Annotated in this window: 14 protein-coding genes; 11 read left to right on the top strand and 3 right to left on the bottom strand. The window is 45.4% G+C overall.

The annotated features are described in order from the left end of the window. Nucleotides 1-69 precede the first annotated feature (69 nt). From thpR to D0X99_RS01885, 4 genes are all read left to right on the top strand, one after another. On the top strand, nucleotides 70-636 hold the full coding sequence (gene thpR / locus D0X99_RS01870) for an RNA 2',3'-cyclic phosphodiesterase (protein ID WP_119475938.1): 567 nt from the start codon (nucleotides 70-72) through the stop codon (nucleotides 634-636). Nucleotides 637-1,114: 478 nt separating this feature from the next. Then, a complete protein-coding gene (locus tag D0X99_RS01875) occupies nucleotides 1,115-4,192 on the top strand; it encodes a SusC/RagA family TonB-linked outer membrane protein (protein ID WP_119475939.1) in 3,078 nt (1,025 codons plus the stop codon). Nucleotides 4,193-4,219: 27 nt separating this feature from the next. Next, a complete protein-coding gene (locus tag D0X99_RS01880; protein ID WP_119475940.1) occupies nucleotides 4,220-5,740 on the top strand; it encodes a RagB/SusD family nutrient uptake outer membrane protein in 1,521 nt (506 codons plus the stop codon). Between the two features lie 105 nt (nucleotides 5,741-5,845). Further along, complete coding sequence (locus D0X99_RS01885; protein WP_119475941.1) at nucleotides 5,846-6,160, top strand: DUF202 domain-containing protein; 315 nt, start codon at nucleotides 5,846-5,848, stop codon at nucleotides 6,158-6,160. A 143-nt stretch (nucleotides 6,161-6,303) separates the two neighbouring features. Here D0X99_RS01885 and D0X99_RS01890 read toward each other — a convergent pair whose 3' ends face one another. Next, nucleotides 6,304-7,881 carry a S8 family peptidase gene (locus D0X99_RS01890; RefSeq protein ID WP_119475942.1) on the bottom strand — a complete coding sequence of 526 codons (1,578 nt, stop codon included), beginning with the start codon at nucleotides 7,879-7,881 and terminating at the stop codon, nucleotides 6,304-6,306. A gap of 639 nt (nucleotides 7,882-8,520) precedes the next feature. Here D0X99_RS01890 and crtD point away from each other — a divergent pair. Beyond that, the gene (crtD, locus tag D0X99_RS01895; RefSeq protein ID WP_119475943.1) at nucleotides 8,521-9,978 is read left to right on the top strand and encodes a 1-hydroxycarotenoid 3,4-desaturase CrtD; all 1,458 of its coding nucleotides are present in this window, start codon (nucleotides 8,521-8,523) and stop codon (nucleotides 9,976-9,978) included. A 217-nt stretch (nucleotides 9,979-10,195) separates the two neighbouring features. Here the strand turns inward: crtD and D0X99_RS01900 are convergent, their stop codons facing one another. After that, nucleotides 10,196-10,696: a regulatory protein RecX gene (locus tag D0X99_RS01900; protein WP_119475944.1), complete on the bottom strand. Its 501-nt coding sequence runs from the start codon at nucleotides 10,694-10,696 to the stop codon at nucleotides 10,196-10,198. A 69-nt stretch (nucleotides 10,697-10,765) separates the two neighbouring features. Between D0X99_RS01900 and tpiA the strand changes: the two genes are divergently transcribed. From tpiA to D0X99_RS01930, 6 genes are all read left to right on the top strand, one after another. Next, nucleotides 10,766-11,527, top strand: a complete 762-nt coding sequence (gene tpiA, locus D0X99_RS01905) for a triose-phosphate isomerase (RefSeq protein WP_119475945.1) — start codon at nucleotides 10,766-10,768, stop codon at nucleotides 11,525-11,527. A gap of 101 nt (nucleotides 11,528-11,628) precedes the next feature. Next, the gene (gene prmA, locus D0X99_RS01910) at nucleotides 11,629-12,456 is read left to right on the top strand and encodes a 50S ribosomal protein L11 methyltransferase (RefSeq protein WP_119475946.1); all 828 of its coding nucleotides are present in this window, start codon (nucleotides 11,629-11,631) and stop codon (nucleotides 12,454-12,456) included. A 91-nt stretch (nucleotides 12,457-12,547) separates the two neighbouring features. Continuing rightward, nucleotides 12,548-12,736 carry a hypothetical protein gene (locus D0X99_RS01915; protein ID WP_119475947.1) on the top strand — a complete coding sequence of 63 codons (189 nt, stop codon included), beginning with the start codon at nucleotides 12,548-12,550 and terminating at the stop codon, nucleotides 12,734-12,736. A gap of 108 nt (nucleotides 12,737-12,844) precedes the next feature. Next, complete coding sequence (gene recJ / locus D0X99_RS01920) at nucleotides 12,845-14,569, top strand: single-stranded-DNA-specific exonuclease RecJ (RefSeq protein ID WP_119475948.1); 1,725 nt, start codon at nucleotides 12,845-12,847, stop codon at nucleotides 14,567-14,569. 1 nt (nucleotide 14,570) lies between these two features. Beyond that, nucleotides 14,571-15,308 (top strand): LPS export ABC transporter ATP-binding protein, encoded by a 738-nt coding sequence (lptB, locus tag D0X99_RS01925; protein WP_119475949.1) that lies wholly within the window; start codon nucleotides 14,571-14,573, stop codon nucleotides 15,306-15,308. Then, nucleotides 15,308-16,834, top strand: coding sequence for a GH3 auxin-responsive promoter family protein (locus D0X99_RS01930; RefSeq protein WP_119475950.1), 1,527 nt, complete (start codon nucleotides 15,308-15,310; stop codon nucleotides 16,832-16,834). Before lptB ends, D0X99_RS01930 begins: the two co-directional genes overlap by 1 nt. A 32-nt stretch (nucleotides 16,835-16,866) precedes the next feature. Here D0X99_RS01930 and D0X99_RS01935 read toward each other — a convergent pair whose 3' ends face one another. After that, nucleotides 16,867-21,951 carry an adenylate/guanylate cyclase domain-containing protein gene (locus D0X99_RS01935; RefSeq protein WP_119475951.1) on the bottom strand — a complete coding sequence of 1,695 codons (5,085 nt, stop codon included), beginning with the start codon at nucleotides 21,949-21,951 and terminating at the stop codon, nucleotides 16,867-16,869. Nucleotides 21,952-21,953: the final 2 nt, after the last annotated feature.

Consider the following 21,953-nt stretch of genomic DNA (forward strand, 5'->3'; position numbering starts at 1 on the left):
GCGATGAAAAGGAAATTGCATTTTAAATGAAATCCTCCGGATTCTTTACCGGAAACTTGACCTACCTGTATGAAATCAATTCAAAAGTATTTTTTGGCAATAGTACCTCCGACGGAGATTCTTGAAAGGGCAGAATCCATCAAAGTCGAAATCAGGGAAAAGTTCGGAGTCAAGTACGCGCTCAAGTCACCTGCCCACATCACCTTGAAGATGCCGTTCAATTACAATGAGGCAAAAGAGGAAATCCTTATCGGCAAAATCGGAGAATTGTTGAAACAACAAGCTCCCTTTTCGGTAAGGATTTTAGGAGTGGGGACCTTCGGAAATCGGGTCATTTTTATGGACATAGACAAGTCTAAAGAACTTGAAACAATTCAAAACGCCCTGAAGGCATTTTGCAAGAAAGAGTTGAATTTGGTGGATGAACTGAGTGATCGCAATTACCACCCGCATATGACCCTTGCGTTTAAAGATCTTAAGCCCAATAGTTTTCCGGATGTCTTGGAGTTAGTCAGAAAAAGGAGTTTTAAGACGGAATTTTCTGCGGCTGAATTGGTACTTCTCAAGCGGATTGAAGGCAGGTGGGTTTTATTTCGATCCATACCTTTTGGTGAGATTTTTTCAGGCAAAAATTGATTTTTTGCTCCGATCAAGGTTAAAAAATGAAGATTCATCAAAAAAAACCGACTTTTAAGAAATTTGGACGAATTCGGAATCCTTTCATAAACATTTCGAAATTGCCCGATTTGATCTAAATCAAATCGGAATTTTAATCTGCAGTTGCGAAAAACTCAGCGGATTATCCAAATATTATTTCATTACGAGTCCTGATGCTTTCGAATCTTAAATAGGGACATTTTTACCTTTCCGAATAAAAAGCAGAATTTTAGACCTCTCGAAGAATTTTATTCTTCATTCTGTTAGTAATACTATTGAATTGTTACGAGCGTCCGACTAATAGATCCTCTCATTTATTAAATGTTTTTTAATTAACCCCAATCACCAAATATAATTGGCTTCAATGCGCCCCCCAGGCACTTTTTAAGATTTGTTTGCATGCCTTCTAATCGTTCATATTCGCTCCCTGAATTTTAAAATACTAAATCAAAAACCTATGAAGAAAGTTTTATTAGGTTTTGCTTTGAGTTTTCTGACCATCGTGTCAGTACTCGCGCAATCCAAAACGATCACGGGAAAGGTTACCTCGGCCGAAGAGCCAGAAGGTGTGCCTGGTGCCAGTGTGGTGGTGAAAGGAACCACCATGGGTACAATCACCAACCTGGACGGAACGTACTCTATTTCCGTTCCTGAAAATGCAAGCACCTTGGTGTTTAGCTTTGTTGGTTACCTGACAAAAGAAGTTACGATCGGAGCAAGCACTGTCATCAACGTGACTATGGACGCCGATGTGAAATTGCTTAATGAAGTAGTTGTAGTGGGCTACGGTACTCAGGAAAGAAGAGAAATCACCGGTTCGGTGACTTCTGTAAACAGCGAAGCAATCGAAAACTTGGTGGCTCCGTCTTTCGAGTCTCAGTTGGCTGGTAGAGCTCCAGGTGTTCAGGTAACTACTCCAAGTGGTATTTTGGGAGCAAGACCAATCATCCGTATTCGAGGTGTAAACTCCATCACTTCCGGTGCTAATCCATTGATTGTAATCGACGGGGTTCCTGTGGTGGATTCTGACCGTTCTGCGGTAAACTCCTCCAACCCACTTGCAAACATTAACCCGGCTGAAATCGAATCTTTCGAAGTTTTGAAGGATGGATCTGCTACTGCAATCTTTGGTTCCAGAGCAGCTAACGGGGTAATCCTGATCACGACCAAAAGAGGTTCTACAGGAAAAGCAAAAGTAACTTACAACACCAGCATGGGTATCAATGAAGAAGTTGAACGCTTCGAATTGCTCACCGGTGACCAGTTTGTTGAAATCGCAAATGAAAAAAGAGCTAATGCCAACCAGTCTCCATTGGCTAATCCGGGTGAAAACACCGATTGGCAGGATCTGATTTACAGAAAAGGTTTTACTCAGCAGCACAATATTTCCATCTCCGGTGGATCTGAAGCAACCAAGTATTTCTTCGGTTTAGGCTTTACTGATCAGGAGTCTCCAGTAAGACCAAATGACCTGAAGAGATATTCCTTCCGAAGCAACATCGACCACAGCATTTCCAAGGCAGTGAGATTGGGTACTTCCATTTCTTATTCCTTGACTGAAATCAACGGGTTGAACAACGGCGCAAACTCACTTTCAGGTGCGATCTACAACGCTACCCGTGCCTTGCCAAACGTAGCGATCTATGATCCTGCCAACACTGCATTTGACGGATATAATGTAACTGCAAACGGTGCTACCACTGGTTTCGGTGCAAACCTTGCCGGTCCGGATAACAACATTCCTAACATCGGGTTTGTGTTGGACAACAACATTTTCCGTAGCCGTGCTCACAGAGTTTTGGGCAACGTATACGGTGAAGTGGATATCATTGCCGGATTGACTGCTAGAACTCAGGTCGGTATTGACTTGACTATGGCAGATGACTTCCAATCTTTGGATCCAAGACATGGTGACGGTCGTGGTGTAAATGGTAGCGTGTACATGGCGTACAACCCTGCATTCCGTTGGAACTGGCAGAATACCTTGAACTATCAGACGGTTATTGCTGATAACCATAACCTGAACGTGACGGTAGGTGCAGAATACCAGTACACTAAGTTTTACAGCTTCTTCGGTCAGGGTCAAAACTTCTCTGACAACTTCTACAGACAGGAAAACCTGATTTCTGGTTCTTACAACAATCAGTTCTCCGGTGGAGGATATGTTGAAAACGGATTTGATTCTTATTTCAGCAGATTCAACTACAGCTTCAAAGGCAAATACCTTGCTTCTTTCTCCTTGAGAAATGACGGGATTTCTTCACTTCCTGAAGCAAACCGAAGAGGTACCTTTATGGGTGGATCCATCGGATGGAGACTTTCTGACGAAGCGTTCTTCAACTCTGAGCTTTTCTCCGATGTGAAATTGAGAGCTTCTTATGCGGAAGTGGGTAATACCGAAATCGGTTCATTCCCTTATGTAGGTGGCTTCGGTCCGGTATTGGGCGGTGTCGGTGCAGGTATCGGTTACAGCAACGTGGCAAACAACGGCTTGCTTTGGGAATCCTCCAAGAAGTTCAACGCAGGTTTGGACATGACTATCGGTAAAGTAACCGTAGCCTTGGATTACTTCACCAACGATATCGACGGATTGATCCTGAGCGCTCCTACTGCTCCATCTTTGGGTATCCCAGGTAACAGCATTTCTCAAAACGTAGGTGCAATGACCAACTCCGGTCTTGAAGCAAGAATCGCATCCAACGTAATCAACAAAGGCAAATTCTCCTGGAACACAGACTTCAACTTCACCTGGTTGAACAACGAAGTGACTGCCTTGGTGCAGCCTTTGACTTCTACTTACAACAGAACTGAAGTAGGTGGACCAATCGCTCAACTTTATGGTTTCAAGTGGGCTGGTGTTAACTCTGCCAACGGTAATCCAATGTATTACAGTGGACAAAACATCGTTCAGTACAATCTGGTACCTGGTGCCATCGGATGGAGAGCATATGATCCAGCTAACCCAGGCAATGTAGCTACTACTGCTTCAGGTCCTACTCAGGAGTATTTGGGTAACACCCTTCCTAAGTGGCAAGGTGGATGGAGCAACAGCTTCACCTTCGGAAACTTTGATGCAGAGATCTTCATCAGATACTCCGGTGGTAACTACATCATGAACGAAACCTTGAGAGGTTTGCTAGGTCAGGGTTTCTCCAACAACCATGCTTCCATCCTGAACAGATGGACAGAAAGCGGACAGGTAACAGACATTCCTAAGCTGTACTCAGGCCAGGATGCCAACATGTTCCAGACTTCAGCTTCCAACTCCAGATTCGTGGAGAAAGGTGACTTTGTCAGAGTTCAGAACATCGTGATCGGTTACACTGTGCCAGCTACTGCACTTCAGTCAGCTTTCGGCGGTGCCATCACCAATGCAAGATTCTTTGCTCAGGTTCAGAATCCATTCCTGTTCACTCAGTATTCAGGCTTGGATCCTGAAGCCAACCAGTACTCTGGTCAGTTGAATTTCGGTGTTGACTGGAACGTAGCTCCTGTCATCCGTACTTATTCTCTTGGCTTGAACGTAGGGTTCTAATCTCCAAATCCTAAACGAAGAATTAAAATGAAGAAATTTTCTATAACCAACTTGAAGCTCGTCCTGGCAGGTGTTGCCATGATGGGTGTAGTCAGCTCCTGTGAAGTGACTGACCTTTCTCCGGCCAACTTGATTCCGGATGATCAGGCTTTCGCAACAGCTGCAAGAATTGAATCCGCTGTTTTGGGGGTATATGAGTCGGCCCAGAGAGGGTTCTATCTCGGAGCCGTTCAAAGAGGCTATCCATTTGGTGCTGCCAACGTGGAGCAAGGTGACATGAGAGGGGAAGACATGTACAACGATCAGTTGTTCTATGAGGTAACCTACGTAGGTTCTTACAACCCTCAGACCGCCAACAACAACGGGATGTGGATCTCCCTTTACAGAATGATCAACCGAGCTAACATCGTGTTGGAAAATCTGGATGCGGCTGTGGCCAACGGAGTATTGACTCAGGCTGCTGCTGACAATTACAAGGGGGAGATGCTTTTTATGAGAGCGCTAGCACACCACGAATTGTTGACCCACTTCTCAAGACCGTATTCTGACAATCCATCCGCACCGGGTGTTCCTTACCGAACTGTAGCGATCAACGACGTGCCGAAAGTGCCGATCGGAGAAGCTGTACCAAGAGGTACTGTGGCTGAAGGATACCAGAAAATTTTGGCTGACCTGAATGAAGCGGAAGCGAAGATCACTGCTGCCAACACGACCTTCAGAGCAAGAAAAGGTGCCGTAATCGCCCTAAAAACCAGAATCAAAATTCACATGGAAGACTGGGCTGGCGTATTGACGGAGTATGAGAAAATCAAAAGTGCTTATGCAGTAACTCCGGATCCGATCACTCCTTTCCGTGGCGGAACCAGCACAGACAACATCTTCTCGTTTGTCAACACTGCCGAATCAAATGCAGGTACTAACGGGGCTTTGTCTGCCATGTATGGCAACCCAAGCAACGGAGCTCGTGGTCTGGTGAAGATTTCTCCTTTGATCTGGAGAGCTTCTTGGTGGCTGCAGCAGGATAAGCGCAGAACAATCACTACTCAAAATGCTACCGGTATCTTCACCAACAAGTACAACAACCCGACTACCTTGGCAGAGCCAAACATCATTGTCAGATTTGCTGAGGTGGTGTTGAATGCAGCGGAAGCCAATGCCCGCTTGGGTAAATTGACTGAAGCAGTGGCCTTGTTGAATGTAGTAAGAGACCGTGCGCTAGGCGATCCTACCCTTTCGTTCACAGTTGCCGGATTGGGTAATGCGGATGCCGTCATCGATGCCATCATCAGAGAAAGAAGAATCGAATTCCTGGCAGAAGGTAGAAGATGGCCGGACATCCATCGACTGGCGGGTGAAGGAAGAATGGCCGGTGTACCTGCAAAGGCTACTTCCCGTTCCATCACCAACATCAACTTCTACAACACTGACAGAGCGATCCCTACCGACCACGCGATTCCTTACGCTGATTTCAGATTTATCTGGCCTATTCCATTGGAAGAAATCCAGACTAACGCCACTGCTCCTATCGCGCAGAACCCTGGATATTAATTCTCATATAAGGTTATAAAGCGAAAAGTCCGGCCTCTTTGGGTCGGACTTTTTTTGTTAGGACTGTATTGGAATTAGTAATTTGAAGTCCAATCCATCCTTCCAATGTCCAAACTCGAGAACTCCATCAACAAGGATCTATTGCTGAGAGAAAACTTGGCCTTGCAGCGTACCATTCTGGCCAATCAGACGACGTTTCTGTCCTTTCTTCGGACCTCAATGTACTTTCTGGTGGCGGGTTTGAGTATCAAAAATCTCCTGCAGGTCGAGGGAAGCATCTACTATCAGGTGCTGTTCTATGGCATATCCGTATGCATTCTGATCTTTGGTGTGATCAATTTCCTCCATCACAAGCGCAAAATCGAAGAAAGTAAAATCCACGTGGGGGATTACAAGTTGGAGTACGAGAAGAAGGGATGAATAGAAACCACTCGCAAGGGCTGAAATACAATTCCAAATCCTGAAGAGCTAATAAAATAAAAAAGCCTCCGAAGTTTTCCTCCGGAGGCTTTTAGGTATTCAGAGATCAAAAGTCGATTTCCTTTTCTTTTTGGAGAAAAGGATTAATTCAATCCTACCGCCTTGGCTGCATTGACATAGCCATTTCCATAATACAAATCCTGACCTGGCTTGCCCAGGTCGGTGGCAGATTGAAGGAGTTTGGTTTTTACCTGCGCGGGAGTCAAGGATCCACCGTTGGCTTCGATAATCAATGCAGCGACTCCGGCAGCAGCGGGTGAAGCCATGGATGTGCCCTGTGCCCAAGAGTAGGATGTATTGCTTGAACCAGCTCCTCTTGATGGACTTAAAACCATATCAAATACATAACATGGTCTCAATAATGAGACGTATGTACCATTTAAAGTACATGAAGAGGTAATTCCATCCACAACCAATAAGCCGGCTGAACCTCCCGGTGCTGCAAAATCCACAAGGGATTTTCCATAATCAGTAAAATAGGACGGCTGGTCAAAGTTGGTATTTCCTGAAAAAATCCAACCTGTAGGTCCGGTAGAGCTGATGGATAGTACGTGACGGTTTTCTGCGGGAAGCTTGTACAAATTGTTTTCCTCATCAAAGTTTGAAGCCCCATTTCCTGAAGAAGCAATCACGGTGACTCCGTTTTGGAAAGCATACAGCGTAGCACGGTCATAGATTTTTTGTAATTCCCGGAATTCTTCTCTAAATCCTTCTTCCTGCCAGAATGTGCGGAAATCAATCTCAGCACCCAAGCTCATATTGATGATCTGTGCACCGGCACCGCCTCTGGATTGAGGAGTGGCAGCGTAGAGGATGCCTTCCAAGATCCACTCAAAAGCACCGGATCCATTATGCAAGGACTTTACGCCTATAATAGTTGCCTTTGGAGCAATTCCGACTGTACCCACCCCAGCAGCAGCAACGATTCCTGCCACGTGGGTTCCATGCCAAAACGTTCCTACATCTTGATTGAAATTGAATCCAGGAACGGTAGAAACAGAACTCGCCACATCAAAGTTGGCGACCAAGTCTTGGTGGGTGTTTCGGAATCCCCCGTCAATCACAGCCACTCTTACTCCCTCTCCTGTAAAACCTGCATCCCAAGCTGTAGGAGCATCAATAGAAGCAGGTGCCCATTGGAATCCGTCGAAAAAGGCGTCCTGATAATTAAATGGAGCGCCTGCTGTTCCCATATCTGGTTTACCCAACTCACTGGCATCCAAGCTTATCTGCTCCGTGGCAAATTCTGGTTCCTTGGTGTACTGCAGGATGATATCCGGGGTTACGGATTCTACGCCTGAGATAAGTTGTGCTTGGGAATAAAAGTTATCGGAGCGGGATACTGCTATTGCCACACCGATTTCAGGAAAACTTTTTACTACTTCCCCGCCAGCCGCGGCGATGCTTCGGGCCAGATTGGCCGGGAGGTTTGGGCCCTTGCTGGTGATAAAAAATCTTCCGGTAAAATCTCCCTGTCTCAGGTTCGAAAAATCGGTCATTTCTTTCAGCTCGCTGAGCTTGAATCCACCTAAACTGGTTTCTTCCTTCACAGCAATCTCATTGACCAGGTCTTCCTGTACTAGCGTGGATTCACATCCAGCCATCAGCAAGCCCACGCCCACCAGAAGGGATGAAAATTTGGTTGTTTTTTGGTACATCATTTCGTTTTGTTAAAAGTGTGAAAACTGATTTCAAGCTAATTTTTGTTGGCTTTTACTGATAGTTAAAAGATTTAATTTGGTTTTGAGCTTAACTTTTGATCTGCTTTAAATATAGATTATTGTTTTAAAAAACTTAATAAAAAGAATTTATAATGGTATGAACTGAAAATTAACTCTTATAGACAGGTGGTTTTCTGAAATTAACTTCGAAAAATGTCCTTTTATTTTGTTTTGGAGAAAAGGTGGTTGAGGAATTAATTAAGGTAGGATTACTTGGCTTTTCAGGATAAAAAACTTTTTTTGGTTCAATACTTTAGTTCCTTTTTGGTTAAAGACTTAAGTATTGGGACCATTATTTATGTAGTCTCTTGAATAGGTAATTTTTCCGATTTAACGGCAGTTCAAGACTCCATTGATTTAAGCTAAAATCTGAAAACTAACTCTAAATGGGTTATTCAGAAAAGCAAATCCTGAACTAATGCGGTAATTCACCATGTCCTATAAGTCTGTAATTTTTTCGGGAATAGGCCCTAGATATAATTTGAGTCAAATGACAGGGAACATACAATTTGTTTTTTTAACTCATTTCCTTAAACAATTCCCCCCAAAATCCTGATCTTGATTTGAAGAATCACCGAAATGAAAAAAGCCCTTATCATCGGTTCCGGAATCGCCGGGATAGCTGCTTCCATCCGATTGGCACTCAAAGGCTATCATGTTGAGGTCTTTGAGTCGAATGCCTATCCCGGAGGAAAGCTTTCGGAAATTGAGATCCAAGGCTACCGCTTCGATGCAGGACCTTCCTTGTTTACACTTCCGGAGCAAGTCGAAGAGCTTTTCCGCCTGGCAGGTCACAAGCCGGAGGATCATTTTGAATACCTAAAGCTGGAGGTGGCCTGTCATTATTTTTGGGAAGATGGCAAACGAATCCAGGCTTGGGCCGATATCAACCGCTTTGCCGACGAGGTGGAGACCAAACTTGGAGAGCCGGCAAGCCACATTCGCGAGGCGCTAAAGCGCTCGGCATTTATTTATGATCATCTTGCGCCGCTTTTTATGCATCGGTCTCTGCATCGATTGGGTACCTGGACCAATCCTCAAGCCCTGAAGTCCTACCTGAAAATGGGCAAGTTGGGGATCTTTTCAACCATGAACAAGGCCAATGAGCGGCAGTTTTCCCACCCTAAGTTGGTGCAGCTATTCAATCGCTATGCGACTTATAACGGGTCCAATCCCTACGAAACTCCCGCCACACTGAATATCATTCCCCATTTGGAGTTTAATATCGGGGCATTTTTCCCTAAAAAAGGAATGCACGACATTACCCTGAGTCTGTATCGTCTGGCCAAGTCTCTGGAAGTGAGTTACCACTTCAATTCTCCCGTGGAGGAGATTTTGGTGGAAAATGGAAAGGCAGTCGGTATCCTCGCCAAAGGCCAAGAAATCCGTGGCGATGTGGTCGTCAACAATATGGACATGGTCAATGCCTACAAAACCATCCTGCGGAAGCAAAAGCAACCCAAGTTTTTGCTCGATCAGCCCAAGTCCAGTTCGGCGCTGATTTTTTATTGGGGAATCAAGGCCAAATTCCCAGAGTTGGAGCTTCATAACATCCTCTTTTCTGATGATTATCGAACCGAGTTTGAGCACATTTTCAAAAAAGGATCGATCTATCATGATCCTACGGTATACATCAACATTACTTCGGTTTATAAGGAAGACGACGCCCCGGCGGGTTGCATGAATTGGTTTACTATGATCAATGTTCCCAACAATCAGGGACAAAACTGGGATGAACTCATTGCCGCTGCACGAAAAACGATTATTGAAAAAGTAAACCGAATCCTGAAAACCGACTTGGAACCCCTAATCGAAGTGGAGGAAATCCTTGATCCCCGAACGATCGAATCCAAAACTTCCTCTGCCCAGGGCGCCCTTTATGGCAACAGCTCCAACAACAAGTTTGCGGCTTTCCTTCGCCATGCCAACTTCTCCTCCGATATCAAAAACCTGTATTTCTGCGGAGGAAGTGTCCATCCAGGAGGAGGAATTCCCCTGTCCTTGCTTTCGGCGAAGATTATGGCTGAAATGATATAGTCAAGGGGCCACGGACGACAGTTCACGGCACCGATTTGAGGACTTCAGGCCTTTATTTTAGAAGTGGGCAAGCTGACTTCTGAACTGAGAGTGTGGTCAAAAGTCCTTTGGACAGGCTGTCGACGGTGGACTGTGGACCGTTGACTTATTCTCTCTTGAGGCTTCGACTCCGCTCCGCCTGACATACTGCCTACTGCCACTGCCCACTGTTTATTGCCTACTGCAAACTGCCCACCGCTTCCTGAATCAAGTCCTGTTCAAAGCCTTTGGACATTAGGTATTGGATCACTTTATAGCGTTTTTTCAATGGGTCTTTTTCTGTTGTTTTTTCCCATTTCCGTTCGACTTGGGTCAGGAGGCTGTCGTAATATTCATCAGGATCAATTTCCGAAAGGCCGAGTTGGATGCAGCGGGGACTGATTTCGCGAATCTTCAATTCCCGGGTAATCCGGATTCTTCCCCAATGTTTGAGGCGGAACTTTCCCCTGGCAAAGGACCGTGCAAACCGCTCTTCATTTAAAAAATTTGCCGTGATCAGTTCGCTGATCAATTCCTCCACCGGGTTGCCTTTAATCCCTTTTTCGTAAAGCTTGCGCCTTACTTCCCACTGACTTCGCTCCTGATAGGAGCAGTAGGATTCGAGTTTCCCCTTGGCCTCCTCGAGCGACCAGTACTTTTTTGGAGCCTGATCCGGGTTATTTTTTCCCCAACTGGACATTTTTGGTAATTTTAGGCCAAAATACCCTCTGCTTAAGTTTTTTCAAACCCTTAAAAACTCAAACCTCCCATGCGTAAGAAAATTGTTGCCGGTAATTGGAAGATGAACATGACCTATGATGAAGGTCAAAAACTCACTTCTGAAATTGTGAATATGTACAAGGATGAAGCGGTGAAAGATGTGATCGCTGTACTCAATCCTCCTTTTCCCCATATTTTTCCTGTTAAAAAACTGATCGGCGACACACCGGGAATTTCCCTTGGAGCTCAAAACTGCTCCGATAAAGAATCCGGCGCATTTACAGGTGAGGTTTCTGCTAAAATCCTAGCTTCATTCGGAGTGCAGTATGTGATCTTGGGTCACTCTGAGCGCAGAGAATATTTCAAGGAAAGCAACGAATTGCTTGCTTCAAAAGTGAAGCAGGCGCTTGCCTATGGTTTGACCCCGATTTTTTGCTGTGGGGAATCACTGGAAATCCGGATGGCCGGCACCCACGAATCCAATGTGAAATTTCAATTGACCCAAAGTTTGTTTGATCTTTCTCCGGAGGAGTTCTCCAAAGTGGTAATTGCTTACGAGCCAATCTGGGCAATTGGAACAGGCAAAACTGCTACTGCCGATCAGGCTCAGGAAATGCACCAGGCACTCAGAAGACATATCGCGTCCAAGTACGGAAAAGAAATTGCCAACGATACTTCTATCCTTTACGGAGGCAGTGCCAACCCAGGCAATGCCAAGGAATTGTTTTCCAAGCCGGACGTGGATGGTGGCCTGATTGGCGGAGCATCTTTGAAGTCGCGTGACTTCTTGGACATCATCAAATCATTCTAACCAGCTGGCCTAGGTCAGTGTCTTCACAGACCATTTGAATCTCTCATCAAACCGGGCTTGGATAGTTCCAAGCCTGGTTGTTTTCTCCCTTTTGCTTACTTATGGATTACCTGGAGTTTAAAATCACTTGCCTGGAAGAGTTCCGGGAAATCCTCATCGCCGAACTGGCGGAAATTGGCTTCGATTCTTTTCTGGAAACCGAAGAAGGCATCGATGCCTACGCTCCCGAATCGGAATTTGACCGTGAGAAATTCGATGAACTCATATCCAACTATCGGGAGGCCGCCAGGATTTCATTGATTGAAGGCAAAATGCCCAAGGTCAACTGGAACGAGGAGTGGGAAAAAAATTATGACCCGATCGCAGTGGATGATTTGGTTTATGTCAGGGCATCCTTTCATGAACCTGTGCCGGGATTTAAGCATGAGATTGTCATCAATCCCAAAATGTCCTTTGGCACAGGACATCATGCCACGACTTTTCAAATGCTGAGACATCAAGGAGAGGTGGATCATGCGGGTAAAAGAGTGCTGGATGTGGGTTCCGGGACTGGAATCTTAGCCATCATGGCACATTTGCTTGGGGCTCGGGAAGTGGAGGCCTTTGACATTGACGATTGGTGCGTGGATAACGGCAACGAAAATTTTGATCTGAATGGCGTGACAACCCGTATGGGTTTGGGCACTATCCGCCAAGTAAATCCAAAAGGTCACTTTGATATAGTCCTCGCCAACATCAACAAGAATGTCCTGCTTGATGAAATGGAAATCTATGCCGGGCTTTTGCCTTCCAGGGGCTATTTGCTTCTCAGCGGATTTTATACCGAGGACATTGAAGACCTAGTAAATGCTGCAGCACCATTAGGATTGGAACTGAAAAAGAAATCTTCCAAGGACAACTGGGCAGCGTTGATATTGCAAAAACACTGAAATGGTTAAAAAGTGGTAAAGTTTTGAGTTTCTTCACTCCAGGAACGGAGTAACTTTTAAATTTTGCAATCTTTCTATCTTCCAATAAAAAATGAACGAGCTGATTATTTATGCCATTCTCTTCGCAGCACTGAGTGCGCACGCGATTTTTGCAGGCAAAATGTATCGTATTGTCCATCAGGACTCCAGCTTGAGTTTTAAGGAGAGAAATGACTGGAAATTGAAAGCCTTGGCCTTCCCCGCTTATTTCTGGTTTCAATACAAAAAGCAAAAGCAGTAGCGATTACCTTCCAAAAGGAAACTTTTTAACCTGAAAGATCGATTTTAGGAGATCAACCAAACCAAGTCACTGGGATTTGCATCCCGATTACTTTTGTAATTTAGCCTCATGGAGTACGTCTGGAAACCAAAACCAAAAGCCTCACAAGCAGCCATCGAAAAGCTCGGTAAGGAAATCAATGTGAATCCTATCCTTGCCAACATGCTGATCAATCGGGGCGTGGAAAGTTTCGATCAGGCCAAAGATTACTTTCGACCGAGTCTCAGCCTGCTGCACGATCCGTTTCTCATGAAGGACATGGAGGCTGCGGTGATCCGAATCGAAAAAGCAGTCATCAACCAGGAGAAAATTCTGGTCTATGGCGATTACGATGTGGATGGGACTACGGCCGTCGCATTGATGTTCAGCTTCTTGAAAAGCTTTTATCCCCATGTGGATTTTTATATCCCCGACCGGTACAAGGAAGGTTATGGAATCTCTGAGCGGGGTGTTCGCTTTGCTGCCGAAAACGGATTCTCACTAATCATCGCGTTGGATTGTGGCATCAAGGCCATGGAAAAAGTACAGCTTGCTTCTGAGTTGGGCGTTGATTTTATCATCTGTGACCACCACACGCCCGGAAGCGAATTGCCGGCAGCGGTGGCGGTGTTGGATTCCAAACGATCCGACTGTGAGTATCCTTACAAAGAACTGAGTGGCTGCGGAGTAGGCTTCAAACTGATTCAGGCGTATGCCAAAACTCATGGCATTGAAGAGTCAACGCTGTATCCCTACCTCGATTTGCTGGTGGTGAGCATCGCGGCTGACATTGTTCCGATCACGGGAGAAAACCGAATCTTAGCCTATTTTGGTTTGGATCGGATCAACAATACTCCAAGACCTGGGCTGAAGGCGCTGATCCTGCAGGCCAAGGTGGAAAAGGAAATTCAAATTTCGGATATCGTATTCAAGATCGGTCCAAGGATTAATGCTTCCGGCCGATTGGAACATGCGCAGGCATCCGTGGAGCTTTTGATAGCGCCCAACTTGGATGATGCCATTGAGCGGGCAAAGTTGGTCGATGAGGTAAATTCGACCCGTCGGAATTTTGACGAAAATATCACAAAGGAAGCCTTTGAAATGCTAGCCATCCGTGAGGAGGAAGCTCAGTGGAACTCCACGGTGCTTTTCAAGGAAGACTGGCACAAAGGAGTCATCGGAATCGTGGCAAGCCGATGCATTGAGAAATACTACCGTCCCACCATTATCCTGACTGAGTCCAACAACAAAGCAACCGGCAGCGCCCGGTCTGTGGTGGACTTTGACATTTATGAAGCCATTGCAGAGTGCGCCGACCTGCTGGATCAGTTTGGAGGACATAAATATGCTGCCGGATTGACCTTATCGGTGGACAATGTTCCTGCCTTTCAGGAAAAATTTGAGCAGGTGGTTCGTCGGAGGATCGAGGAGATTCACCTGAAGCCGGTCATCGAAATCGATGATGTGCTGCTTTTGGACCAGATCAATTACAAGTTTTACAATATTCTAAAGCAGATGGCACCTTTCGGACCGGGCAATACCGAGCCGGTATTTCGGATTTCCAATGTTTATGCGGACGAAGTCACTGTATTGAAAGACAAACATTTACGATTCAAAATCGTGCAGGACGGACAGGTGACTACACCGGTCTGTTTGGGGTTCGGCATGGCTGACCGGGCCAAAGACCCCGATCTTACCACCGTCAATATGCTTCGGGGCAAGATGCGTTTCGATATCGTAGCCGAAATGCGGGAGAATTTCTTCCGCGACAAAAGCAGTTTGCAACTCTACGTGAAAGACATCAAATTTGACTGATATGATGCTCCGAGCCGAACACCTCGTCAAAATCTACAAAGGCCGCCGTGTGGTCAATGATATTTCCGTACAAGTAAAGCAGGGAGAAATTGTGGGTCTATTGGGACCAAATGGTGCCGGAAAGACCACTTCTTTTTACATGATTGTAGGATTGATCCAGCCTAATGAAGGGAAGATTTTTCTGGAGAACGATGAAATCACCGAACTGCCGATGTACAAAAGGGCTAAGTTGGGTATTGGGTATTTGGCTCAGGAGGCTTCGGTTTTTCGAAAGCTATCTGTGGAGGAAAACATCATGGCTGTGCTGGAAATGACCAATATGCCCAAAGCAGCCCAAAAGGAAAAAGTGGAAAGTTTATTGGAGGAATTCAGCTTGACTCATGTGCGGAAAAACCTCGGAATGGTACTCTCCGGAGGGGAGCGACGTCGCACTGAGATCGCGCGGGCATTGGCTGTGAATCCGAAGTTCGTCTTGTTGGACGAACCGTTTGCAGGTGTAGATCCCATCGCAGTGGAGGAAATCCAGACAATCGTTGCCAAGCTCAAGACCAAGAATATCGGCATTTTGATCACGGATCATAATGTGAACGAAACGCTTTCCATCACCGACCGTGCCTATCTGATGTTCGAGGGGAAGCTTTTAAAAGCCGGGACCGCCGAGGAACTGGCAGCAGATGAACAGGTCCGAAAAGTTTATCTGGGAAGTCAGTTTGAGCTAAAACGCAAAGTTTTTAATTGATGGAAGTGCTGAACAGCTTCATGACTTGGCTTTTTAAAAGCCGGTTGGGCCAGATAGAAAATTTCAAGCAGAATCCCATAGCTGTTCAAGACCAGACCTTTTTAGAATTGGTTGAAGCGGGAAAGCGAACGGAATTTGGCAGGCAGTTTGGCTTCGACCGGATCAAGTCGTATCGTGATTTTGCCGAGCAGGTTCCGATTTTTGATTACGAAGCGTTCAAGCCCTTCATAGAGAAGACCATGCAGGGCAAACAGCAGGTGATCTGGAATTCAGACATTGAATGGTTTGCCAAATCTTCCGGGACTACCTCCAGTAGGAGTAAGTACATTCCGGTTTCGGAGGAAAGTCTGGAAGAATGCCACTTCAAAGGTGGGAAAGACATGGTTTCGATTTATGTTTCCAACAATCCTGAAACCAAGCTTTTTACTGGAAAAAGTCTTTCTATCGGAGGGACTTTGGAAAAAAATCCCCTGAATCCTGAGGGGACGGCACGAGCAGGGGATGTCTCTGCTGTGATCGTTCAGAATCTTCCTATTTGGGCCCAATTTGCCCGAACTCCCTCTCTGGAGATTGCCCTGATGGCTGACTGGGAATCAAAAATTGAAAAAATGGCCCGGGAGACGATGAATGAAAATGTCACCAGCATCGCGGGCGTTCCGACTTGGACGGTGGTATTGATTCAGCGGATTCTACAATTAAAAAAAGCCAAAAACATCCTGGAAGTCTGGCCAAATCTGGAAGTTTTCTTCCACGGGGCGGTTGCTTTTGGGCCATACCGCAGTCTTTTTAAGGAGCTGATCCCTTCCGAAAAAATGCGCTATATGGAGACTTATAACGCTTCAGAGGGATTTTTCGGAATTCAGGATCAACCCGATTCAGATGAACTTTTGCTCCTGTTGGATTACGGGATTTTCTATGAATTCATCCCGATGGAAGAGTGGGAAAAGGAACATCCTCAGGTGATTTCCCTTAGGGATGTGGAAATCGGGAAAAACTACGCCCTGGTGATTTCCACTAATGGGGGGCTTTGGAGATATAAGATCGGCGATACGGTGAAGTTTACTTCCACGCTTCCTTATCGTTTCCGGATTTCCGGACGGACCAAGCATTTTATTAATGCTTTTGGGGAGGAAGTTATCGTCGAAAATGCGGAAAGTGCCATCCAATTTGCCTGTGAACAAACAGGGGCAACCATTGCAAATTTTACCGCTGCTCCGGTTTATTTTGAAAACAACGGTTCCAAAGGCGCCCACGAATGGGTGGTTGAATTCCGCAAGGCACCGCAGCATCTGGATGAGTTTACCCGAATTCTCGATGATAAACTCAGACAGATAAACTCCGACTATGATGCCAAGCGGCATAAGGACTTGGCGCTAAAGCAACTTATTCTGCACCAAGCCCCCGAAGGACTTTTTGAAGCTTGGTTGGGGAAAAAGGGTAAGCTGGGAGGACAAAACAAAGTGCCCCGCCTATCCAATTCGCGGGAGTACATCGATGAGATTTTGGAAATGATATCCAACTCCTGAGAAGTTCTAAATCCGATTGGTCAATTTTCAGCTTACTCCAAGTTGACGAAATACATGTCTATGTCACCTTTGTTTTTGGCAGGCAACTTCCCTCGGTAAGTGCATGAAATTTGGTCTTTAACCAATTCAAAGGCTGATCCGCTCAGATTGATCTGTCCGGGCAGGGAGTTTTGTTCCATTCGCGCGGCAGTATTGACCGTGTCTCCCCAGATATCGAAAGCAAATTTTTTCTCCCCCACGACTCCTGCTACCACAGGCCCGCTGCTGATGCCCACTCTGACTTCAAATAGTCCGCCATTTGCCCGTTTGTAGTTCATAATCCGTATCATTTGCTTGGCAGCTTCTATGCATTTGATTGCATGATCAGGGGTCGTTTTGGGAATCCCACTCACGGCCAGGTAGGCATCACCGATGGTTTTGATTTTTTCCAGTCCGTGTTGTTCGATGATTCGGTCAAAGGTTTTGAAATACTCGTGGATTTCTGCTACCAGCGCCTTTGGAGAGAGATTTTCACTGATTGAGGTGAAGTTGACGATATCGACAAAAATCACACTTACGTTTTCATAGCTGTCGGCAATGAAAGTTTCCCCGCTTTTCAATCGCTTGGCAATGCTCGAAGGCAGCATGTTGAGGAGTAGCATTTCATTTTCAGAATAGAGTTTGCTCAGTTCCTGAGTTCGCTCCTTTACCTTTTGCTCGAGGTTTTTATTGGTTTCCTCCAGGTACGTATAGAGTTCGGCATTTTCAATACTGATTCCGATTTGGGTCGAAAGCAACTTGAGCAATTCAATCGTATTTTGGCCAAAGGCACCGTAAATCAGGTTGTTTTCGAGATAGATCAGGCCTTTTAGTTTTTGCTTAAACTTCACCGGTACGCAGATGACACTCTTGATGGGATTTTCCCTGAAATAAGGGTCCTGTCCAAACTGTTCATTCATTCCCGCATCGTCGATAAATACGGTTTCCTGGGTATGGATCACATAATTGATCAAGCCTTCAGGGAGAAGGTGACCTGAGGAGGATCCATCCCAGTTTCCTATTTCAGACTGAATCAGGAATCCATTATTCTGGTATTTCAGGTATCTGCCCCGCTGTGCACCGGCATTTTCCCGGCTGATTTGCAGGAGGCTTTTCAGTAAGGATTCAATGTCAATTTCGGCACTGAGCACCTGACTGCTTTTGATTATACTCAGGTAGTCCAAGTGGGCCTCTGAGGCAAAAGAATTTTCCCCGACCTTAAGCTGAATGTTTCTGATCTCGAAAGAAAGCTGTGGAAATTCTTCCCGTATTTCCCGGATTTTTTTGATTGCTCCATACTTGTTGTAGGCCGCCAAGGACTCCCCAAAATGGGATCTAGCCATTGTGGGGTTATTATGGGACATGTAAATCCGGAAGAGATTTTCATGTGTAGTACCCAAATACAGGAAGTGATCCGTCTCTTTTGCGACTTCCAATGCCTGATTGAAAAGAAATACTGCGGTCTCCTCACCTTCCGTAATCCATCCCCTATAGGCCTTCATTTGGGCAAGTGCATTTCTGAAAAATCGGTTATTTCCCTGATTTTGAGATTCCATCCAAGTGAGGATACCGTTCAATTCCTCGACTGGATTTTCGATTTTTTTCAACAGAAAAAGGCGGGATTTGGCGATAAAATATTGAAGCTTGATTGCCGCCACCATGATATTGGAGAAGTAGACTTCCTCCAGTTGGGAAAGAAGTCCGTAGCGTTCGACCACCTCCTGAGGATTTCCATGAAGGTTGGAAAGCGTGCAATGAAGGTTTAAGGATATGCCAATAACATTGTAAAGTTTTTTGGACATCAATTCACCTACACTGGCGTCCACGATGTTTTTCAGGTCAGTTACCGTTTCCGGACTGTCATGATGTTCTCGCTGAAGCAAAATCAGGATAATCCTTTCCAGCAGGATCGCATCTTCTTTACCCAGTGTATTCAGGATAGGTCGGTCGTGTTCGATTTTTTCCAAAAACTCTCCGAGTGGTTTTCCAAGATAGATTCCCATTCCAATTTTGACTTGGTAGGAAAATCCGGCATAGGCGAGATCACCAAACTTCAACCCGTCGGCGATGGCATCGTCCAACAGTTCGAAAATAAAAGAAGCATCCTTAATCCAAGGAGCAAGGAAAGCAGCCTGGACAAATTTCAGTTGTGAATCGCGGGTTTGATCGTTGAGCGATTCGGTGATCCGGATCGCCACTTCACCCAGTTCGTTGGCTTTGTTGCGGTCACCAAGAATAGACCCCATGATCATTCCAAACGAACTTAGGCCCAAGGCACCAGGCTGAGATAGTCCTTTTGAAAGCAAAACCTTGGTCATCTCCAATACGGTCACGGTCCAAAGGGCACCGTTTCCGGAGAGAAATGCAGCAGGAAGGATGATGGCGAGAATGTTGTTAATCAGGATGACGTTTTGATCCTGAATGGGCTCCATCTTCAGGATATCATCCATTCCCTTACCTCCCAACAATCCCATCACTTCACCCAGACCCATTCCGATCGTTTGATCTCCTGGTTCGGGAAGGGAATATCCGAGCATTTTGAGGGCATTTTTCCCCTGCTGAATAGACTCGTCGTATTGGAGCGTGTTGATATGCACCACCATTTTTTGGCAAATGGCAGCTATTTTTTGATGAAGTAATGGTGCATTTTCCTCAATCTGGCGAAAAATCTTTTCGGCTATTTCCAGTTTTCCCTGTAGGAATTCACTTTCGCCCAAGGTGTAATAGGCCATGAAAGTCAAGGAAGGTTTTTCCTCCCAGGAATTTTCAGGTAAAAGACTGATTGCCGTATTCAGGAATGGCGCAGCAGGGGCGTTGTTTTCTTTGGTCTTTACGCCTGCCATGACCAAAATTTCACAAGCGGCAAGTTTTTGATCGATAGCTGTAAGTAATGGAGCCGCGATCAAAAAATGGGCAGCCACCTCCAGCAGCAGACTGCTTTCGCTACTTTCATGCAGTTTTTGAACTCCCAGCGTAGCTAGTTTCAGGTGAGTTTTTCGACTATCCTCAACAGGATTGATGGCATAAATGGCTTGTTGTACCCTGTCGTGTGAAAAGCTAAAAGAGGCATTGATTGTAATTCCGGACAATAAAATGAATCGGTGGTTTTCATCAACCGGATAGATAAGTTCCGACTCCAGCGCTTCTTTCAATGCTCCCCCGATGGCTTCTCTTGACTTTTCCGGAAAGATCTCGCTGATGGTTTCCAGATCAAAGGTCTTGTTGACACAAGCTGCGGCACTGAGGATTTCCAGAGTTTCTTTGCTTAGTGAAAGTGTCCTTCTTAAAACTAGGTCAACAACGTTTTCTGTTATTTTGAGGTTATTTATCTTTTCAAGATCCCATTGCCAGCTTACTTTTTCAGTATTGATATCCAAAGTCAGGATTCCTTCAGCCTGAATTTGTCGGAGTATTTCCGAAATGAAGAAAGGATTTCCACCCGTTTTTTGGAAAATGACTTTGGATATATCAGCCACTTCTTCCTTTTCCTTTAAAAACACATCTGCCAAAAGTTCCTGAACATTTTCTTTGTCCAATGGCTTAAGTTCCAAAAGCATTCGATTATCGGCTTGGAAATCAATCTCCATCAACCACTTTTCAAACAAGGGGTTTTGCTGTTTAGCCTCGTTTCGATAGGTGCAGACAAACAGGGTATGATTGCCAGAAGGGTTTTCCAACAGCCATTTGGCAAGATTTAAGCTTCCTGGATCGGCCCATTGGATGTCATCCAAAAAGATGGCTAGCGGACGGACTTTTCGGGAAAAAACCTGAATAAACTGTCTGATCGTAAGTCTAAATCGGTTTTCGGACTCTCTTCCGCTCAAAGGTGGTGCAGGCGGAACATCTCCGAAAATAAACCTCGCATTGGGAAGCAGATCCACAATAATTCCCAGGTTTTGACCCAACTCCGAAATGAACAGCTCTTTCAGATGAGCTAAATCCTCGCTCTTGCTTTGCAGCATCTGACCGATCAAATCGTTGAATGCGGCTACTACTGCACTGTAAGGGACATTCTTGTTGAATTGGTCAAACTTACCTTCCACGAAAACAGCTCGTCTGGAAATCAATTGCTTTTTGAGCTCGGATACTAGTTTGGTTTTGCCCACTCCAGCTTCTCCACTGATGAACAGGCTGGTATGGTTTCCTTCAAAAAGCCTTTCCACGCAGTTTCCAAGCACTTCAAGCTCTTCCTGACGACCATAGATTTTTTCCGGGATTCTCAGATTTTGGCTGTAATCCAAAGCCCCTGGCTGGAATTCTGCAATAAATCCCTTTTGGCTGTAGGATTCTTTGCAAAAATTCAAATCGTGAATGAGACCTGAACTGCTCTGGTAGCGCTGATCGTTACTTTTCTCGAGGAGTTTGAGAATGATTTTGCAGAGTGGTTCGGGAAAGCTTGGATTGTGAAGGGAAGGGCTGTCGGGTATTTTGGCGATTTGGGAATGCACAAGTTCCAAGACGTCTTCAGATTCGAAAGGCAACCTTCCTGACGCCAATTGATAAAGCACAATTCCCATCGAATAGAAGTCGGAGCGATGGTCAATGGCCTGATTGAGTCTTCCGGTTTGTTCTGGAGCTTTATAGGGGAGGACCGAAAGTGACATTGGATTTCCACCCTGCTGGATCAATTCGCTTTTGGCATTGCTGGAAGCACTGAAATCAATCAACCGAAGCTCCATCGTGTCGTTTGACAGCAAAATAGTGGAGGCATTGATATTTTTGTGAACCAAGCCTTTTTTGTGAACTCTGGAAATGACCTCAGCCAACTTCAGGGAAATTTCCAAAAACTGGGAGATCGACAGGCGGGATTCCTTCAGAAATTGCTGAAGCGTTATTCCGTTGAAATCTTCGCTTAAAATCGTGTAATGACCACCTTCTTCCACATGAGAAATCACCTTTGGAACTCCATCCATGGCGTTTTCCTTCAAGACGCGAACCTCATGTTGGAAATTGGCCAGTTCCTGATGGCTGGGAGATTTGGATTTTAGTTTTTTGGCTAAAAAGGAATTCTTGTTTTCCTCATGATTCACTCTGCAGATGATATAAAGTTCATCCTCGTAAATCGTTTCGTTTACCTTATAGCCAGGTAGGATATTCATGG

The organism is Algoriphagus lacus (assembly GCF_003583985.1).
Taxonomy (GTDB): Bacteria; Bacteroidota; Bacteroidia; order Cytophagales; family Cyclobacteriaceae; genus Algoriphagus; species Algoriphagus lacus.

Excerpts from the sequence above, each read along its gene's own strand:
- thpR (WP_119475938.1), top strand. The coding sequence starts at position 70 with ATGAAATCAATTCAAAAGTATTTTTTGGCAATAGTACCTCCGACGGAG.
- D0X99_RS01875 (WP_119475939.1), top strand. The coding sequence starts at position 1,115 with ATGAAGAAAGTTTTATTAGGTTTTGCTTTGAGTTTTCTGACCATCGTG.
- D0X99_RS01880 (WP_119475940.1), top strand. The coding sequence starts at position 4,220 with ATGAAGAAATTTTCTATAACCAACTTGAAGCTCGTCCTGGCAGGTGTT.
- D0X99_RS01885 (WP_119475941.1), top strand. The coding sequence starts at position 5,846 with ATGTCCAAACTCGAGAACTCCATCAACAAGGATCTATTGCTGAGAGAA.
- D0X99_RS01890 (WP_119475942.1), bottom strand. The coding sequence starts at position 7,881 with ATGATGTACCAAAAAACAACCAAATTTTCATCCCTTCTGGTGGGCGTG.
- crtD (WP_119475943.1), top strand. The coding sequence starts at position 8,521 with ATGAAAAAAGCCCTTATCATCGGTTCCGGAATCGCCGGGATAGCTGCT.
- D0X99_RS01900 (WP_119475944.1), bottom strand. The coding sequence starts at position 10,696 with ATGTCCAGTTGGGGAAAAAATAACCCGGATCAGGCTCCAAAAAAGTAC.
- tpiA (WP_119475945.1), top strand. The coding sequence starts at position 10,766 with ATGCGTAAGAAAATTGTTGCCGGTAATTGGAAGATGAACATGACCTAT.
- prmA (WP_119475946.1), top strand. The coding sequence starts at position 11,629 with ATGGATTACCTGGAGTTTAAAATCACTTGCCTGGAAGAGTTCCGGGAA.
- D0X99_RS01915 (WP_119475947.1), top strand. The coding sequence starts at position 12,548 with ATGAACGAGCTGATTATTTATGCCATTCTCTTCGCAGCACTGAGTGCG.
- recJ (WP_119475948.1), top strand. The coding sequence starts at position 12,845 with ATGGAGTACGTCTGGAAACCAAAACCAAAAGCCTCACAAGCAGCCATC.
- lptB (WP_119475949.1), top strand. The coding sequence starts at position 14,571 with ATGATGCTCCGAGCCGAACACCTCGTCAAAATCTACAAAGGCCGCCGT.
- D0X99_RS01930 (WP_119475950.1), top strand. The coding sequence starts at position 15,308 with ATGGAAGTGCTGAACAGCTTCATGACTTGGCTTTTTAAAAGCCGGTTG.
- D0X99_RS01935 (WP_119475951.1), bottom strand. The coding sequence starts at position 21,951 with ATGAATATCCTACCTGGCTATAAGGTAAACGAAACGATTTACGAGGAT.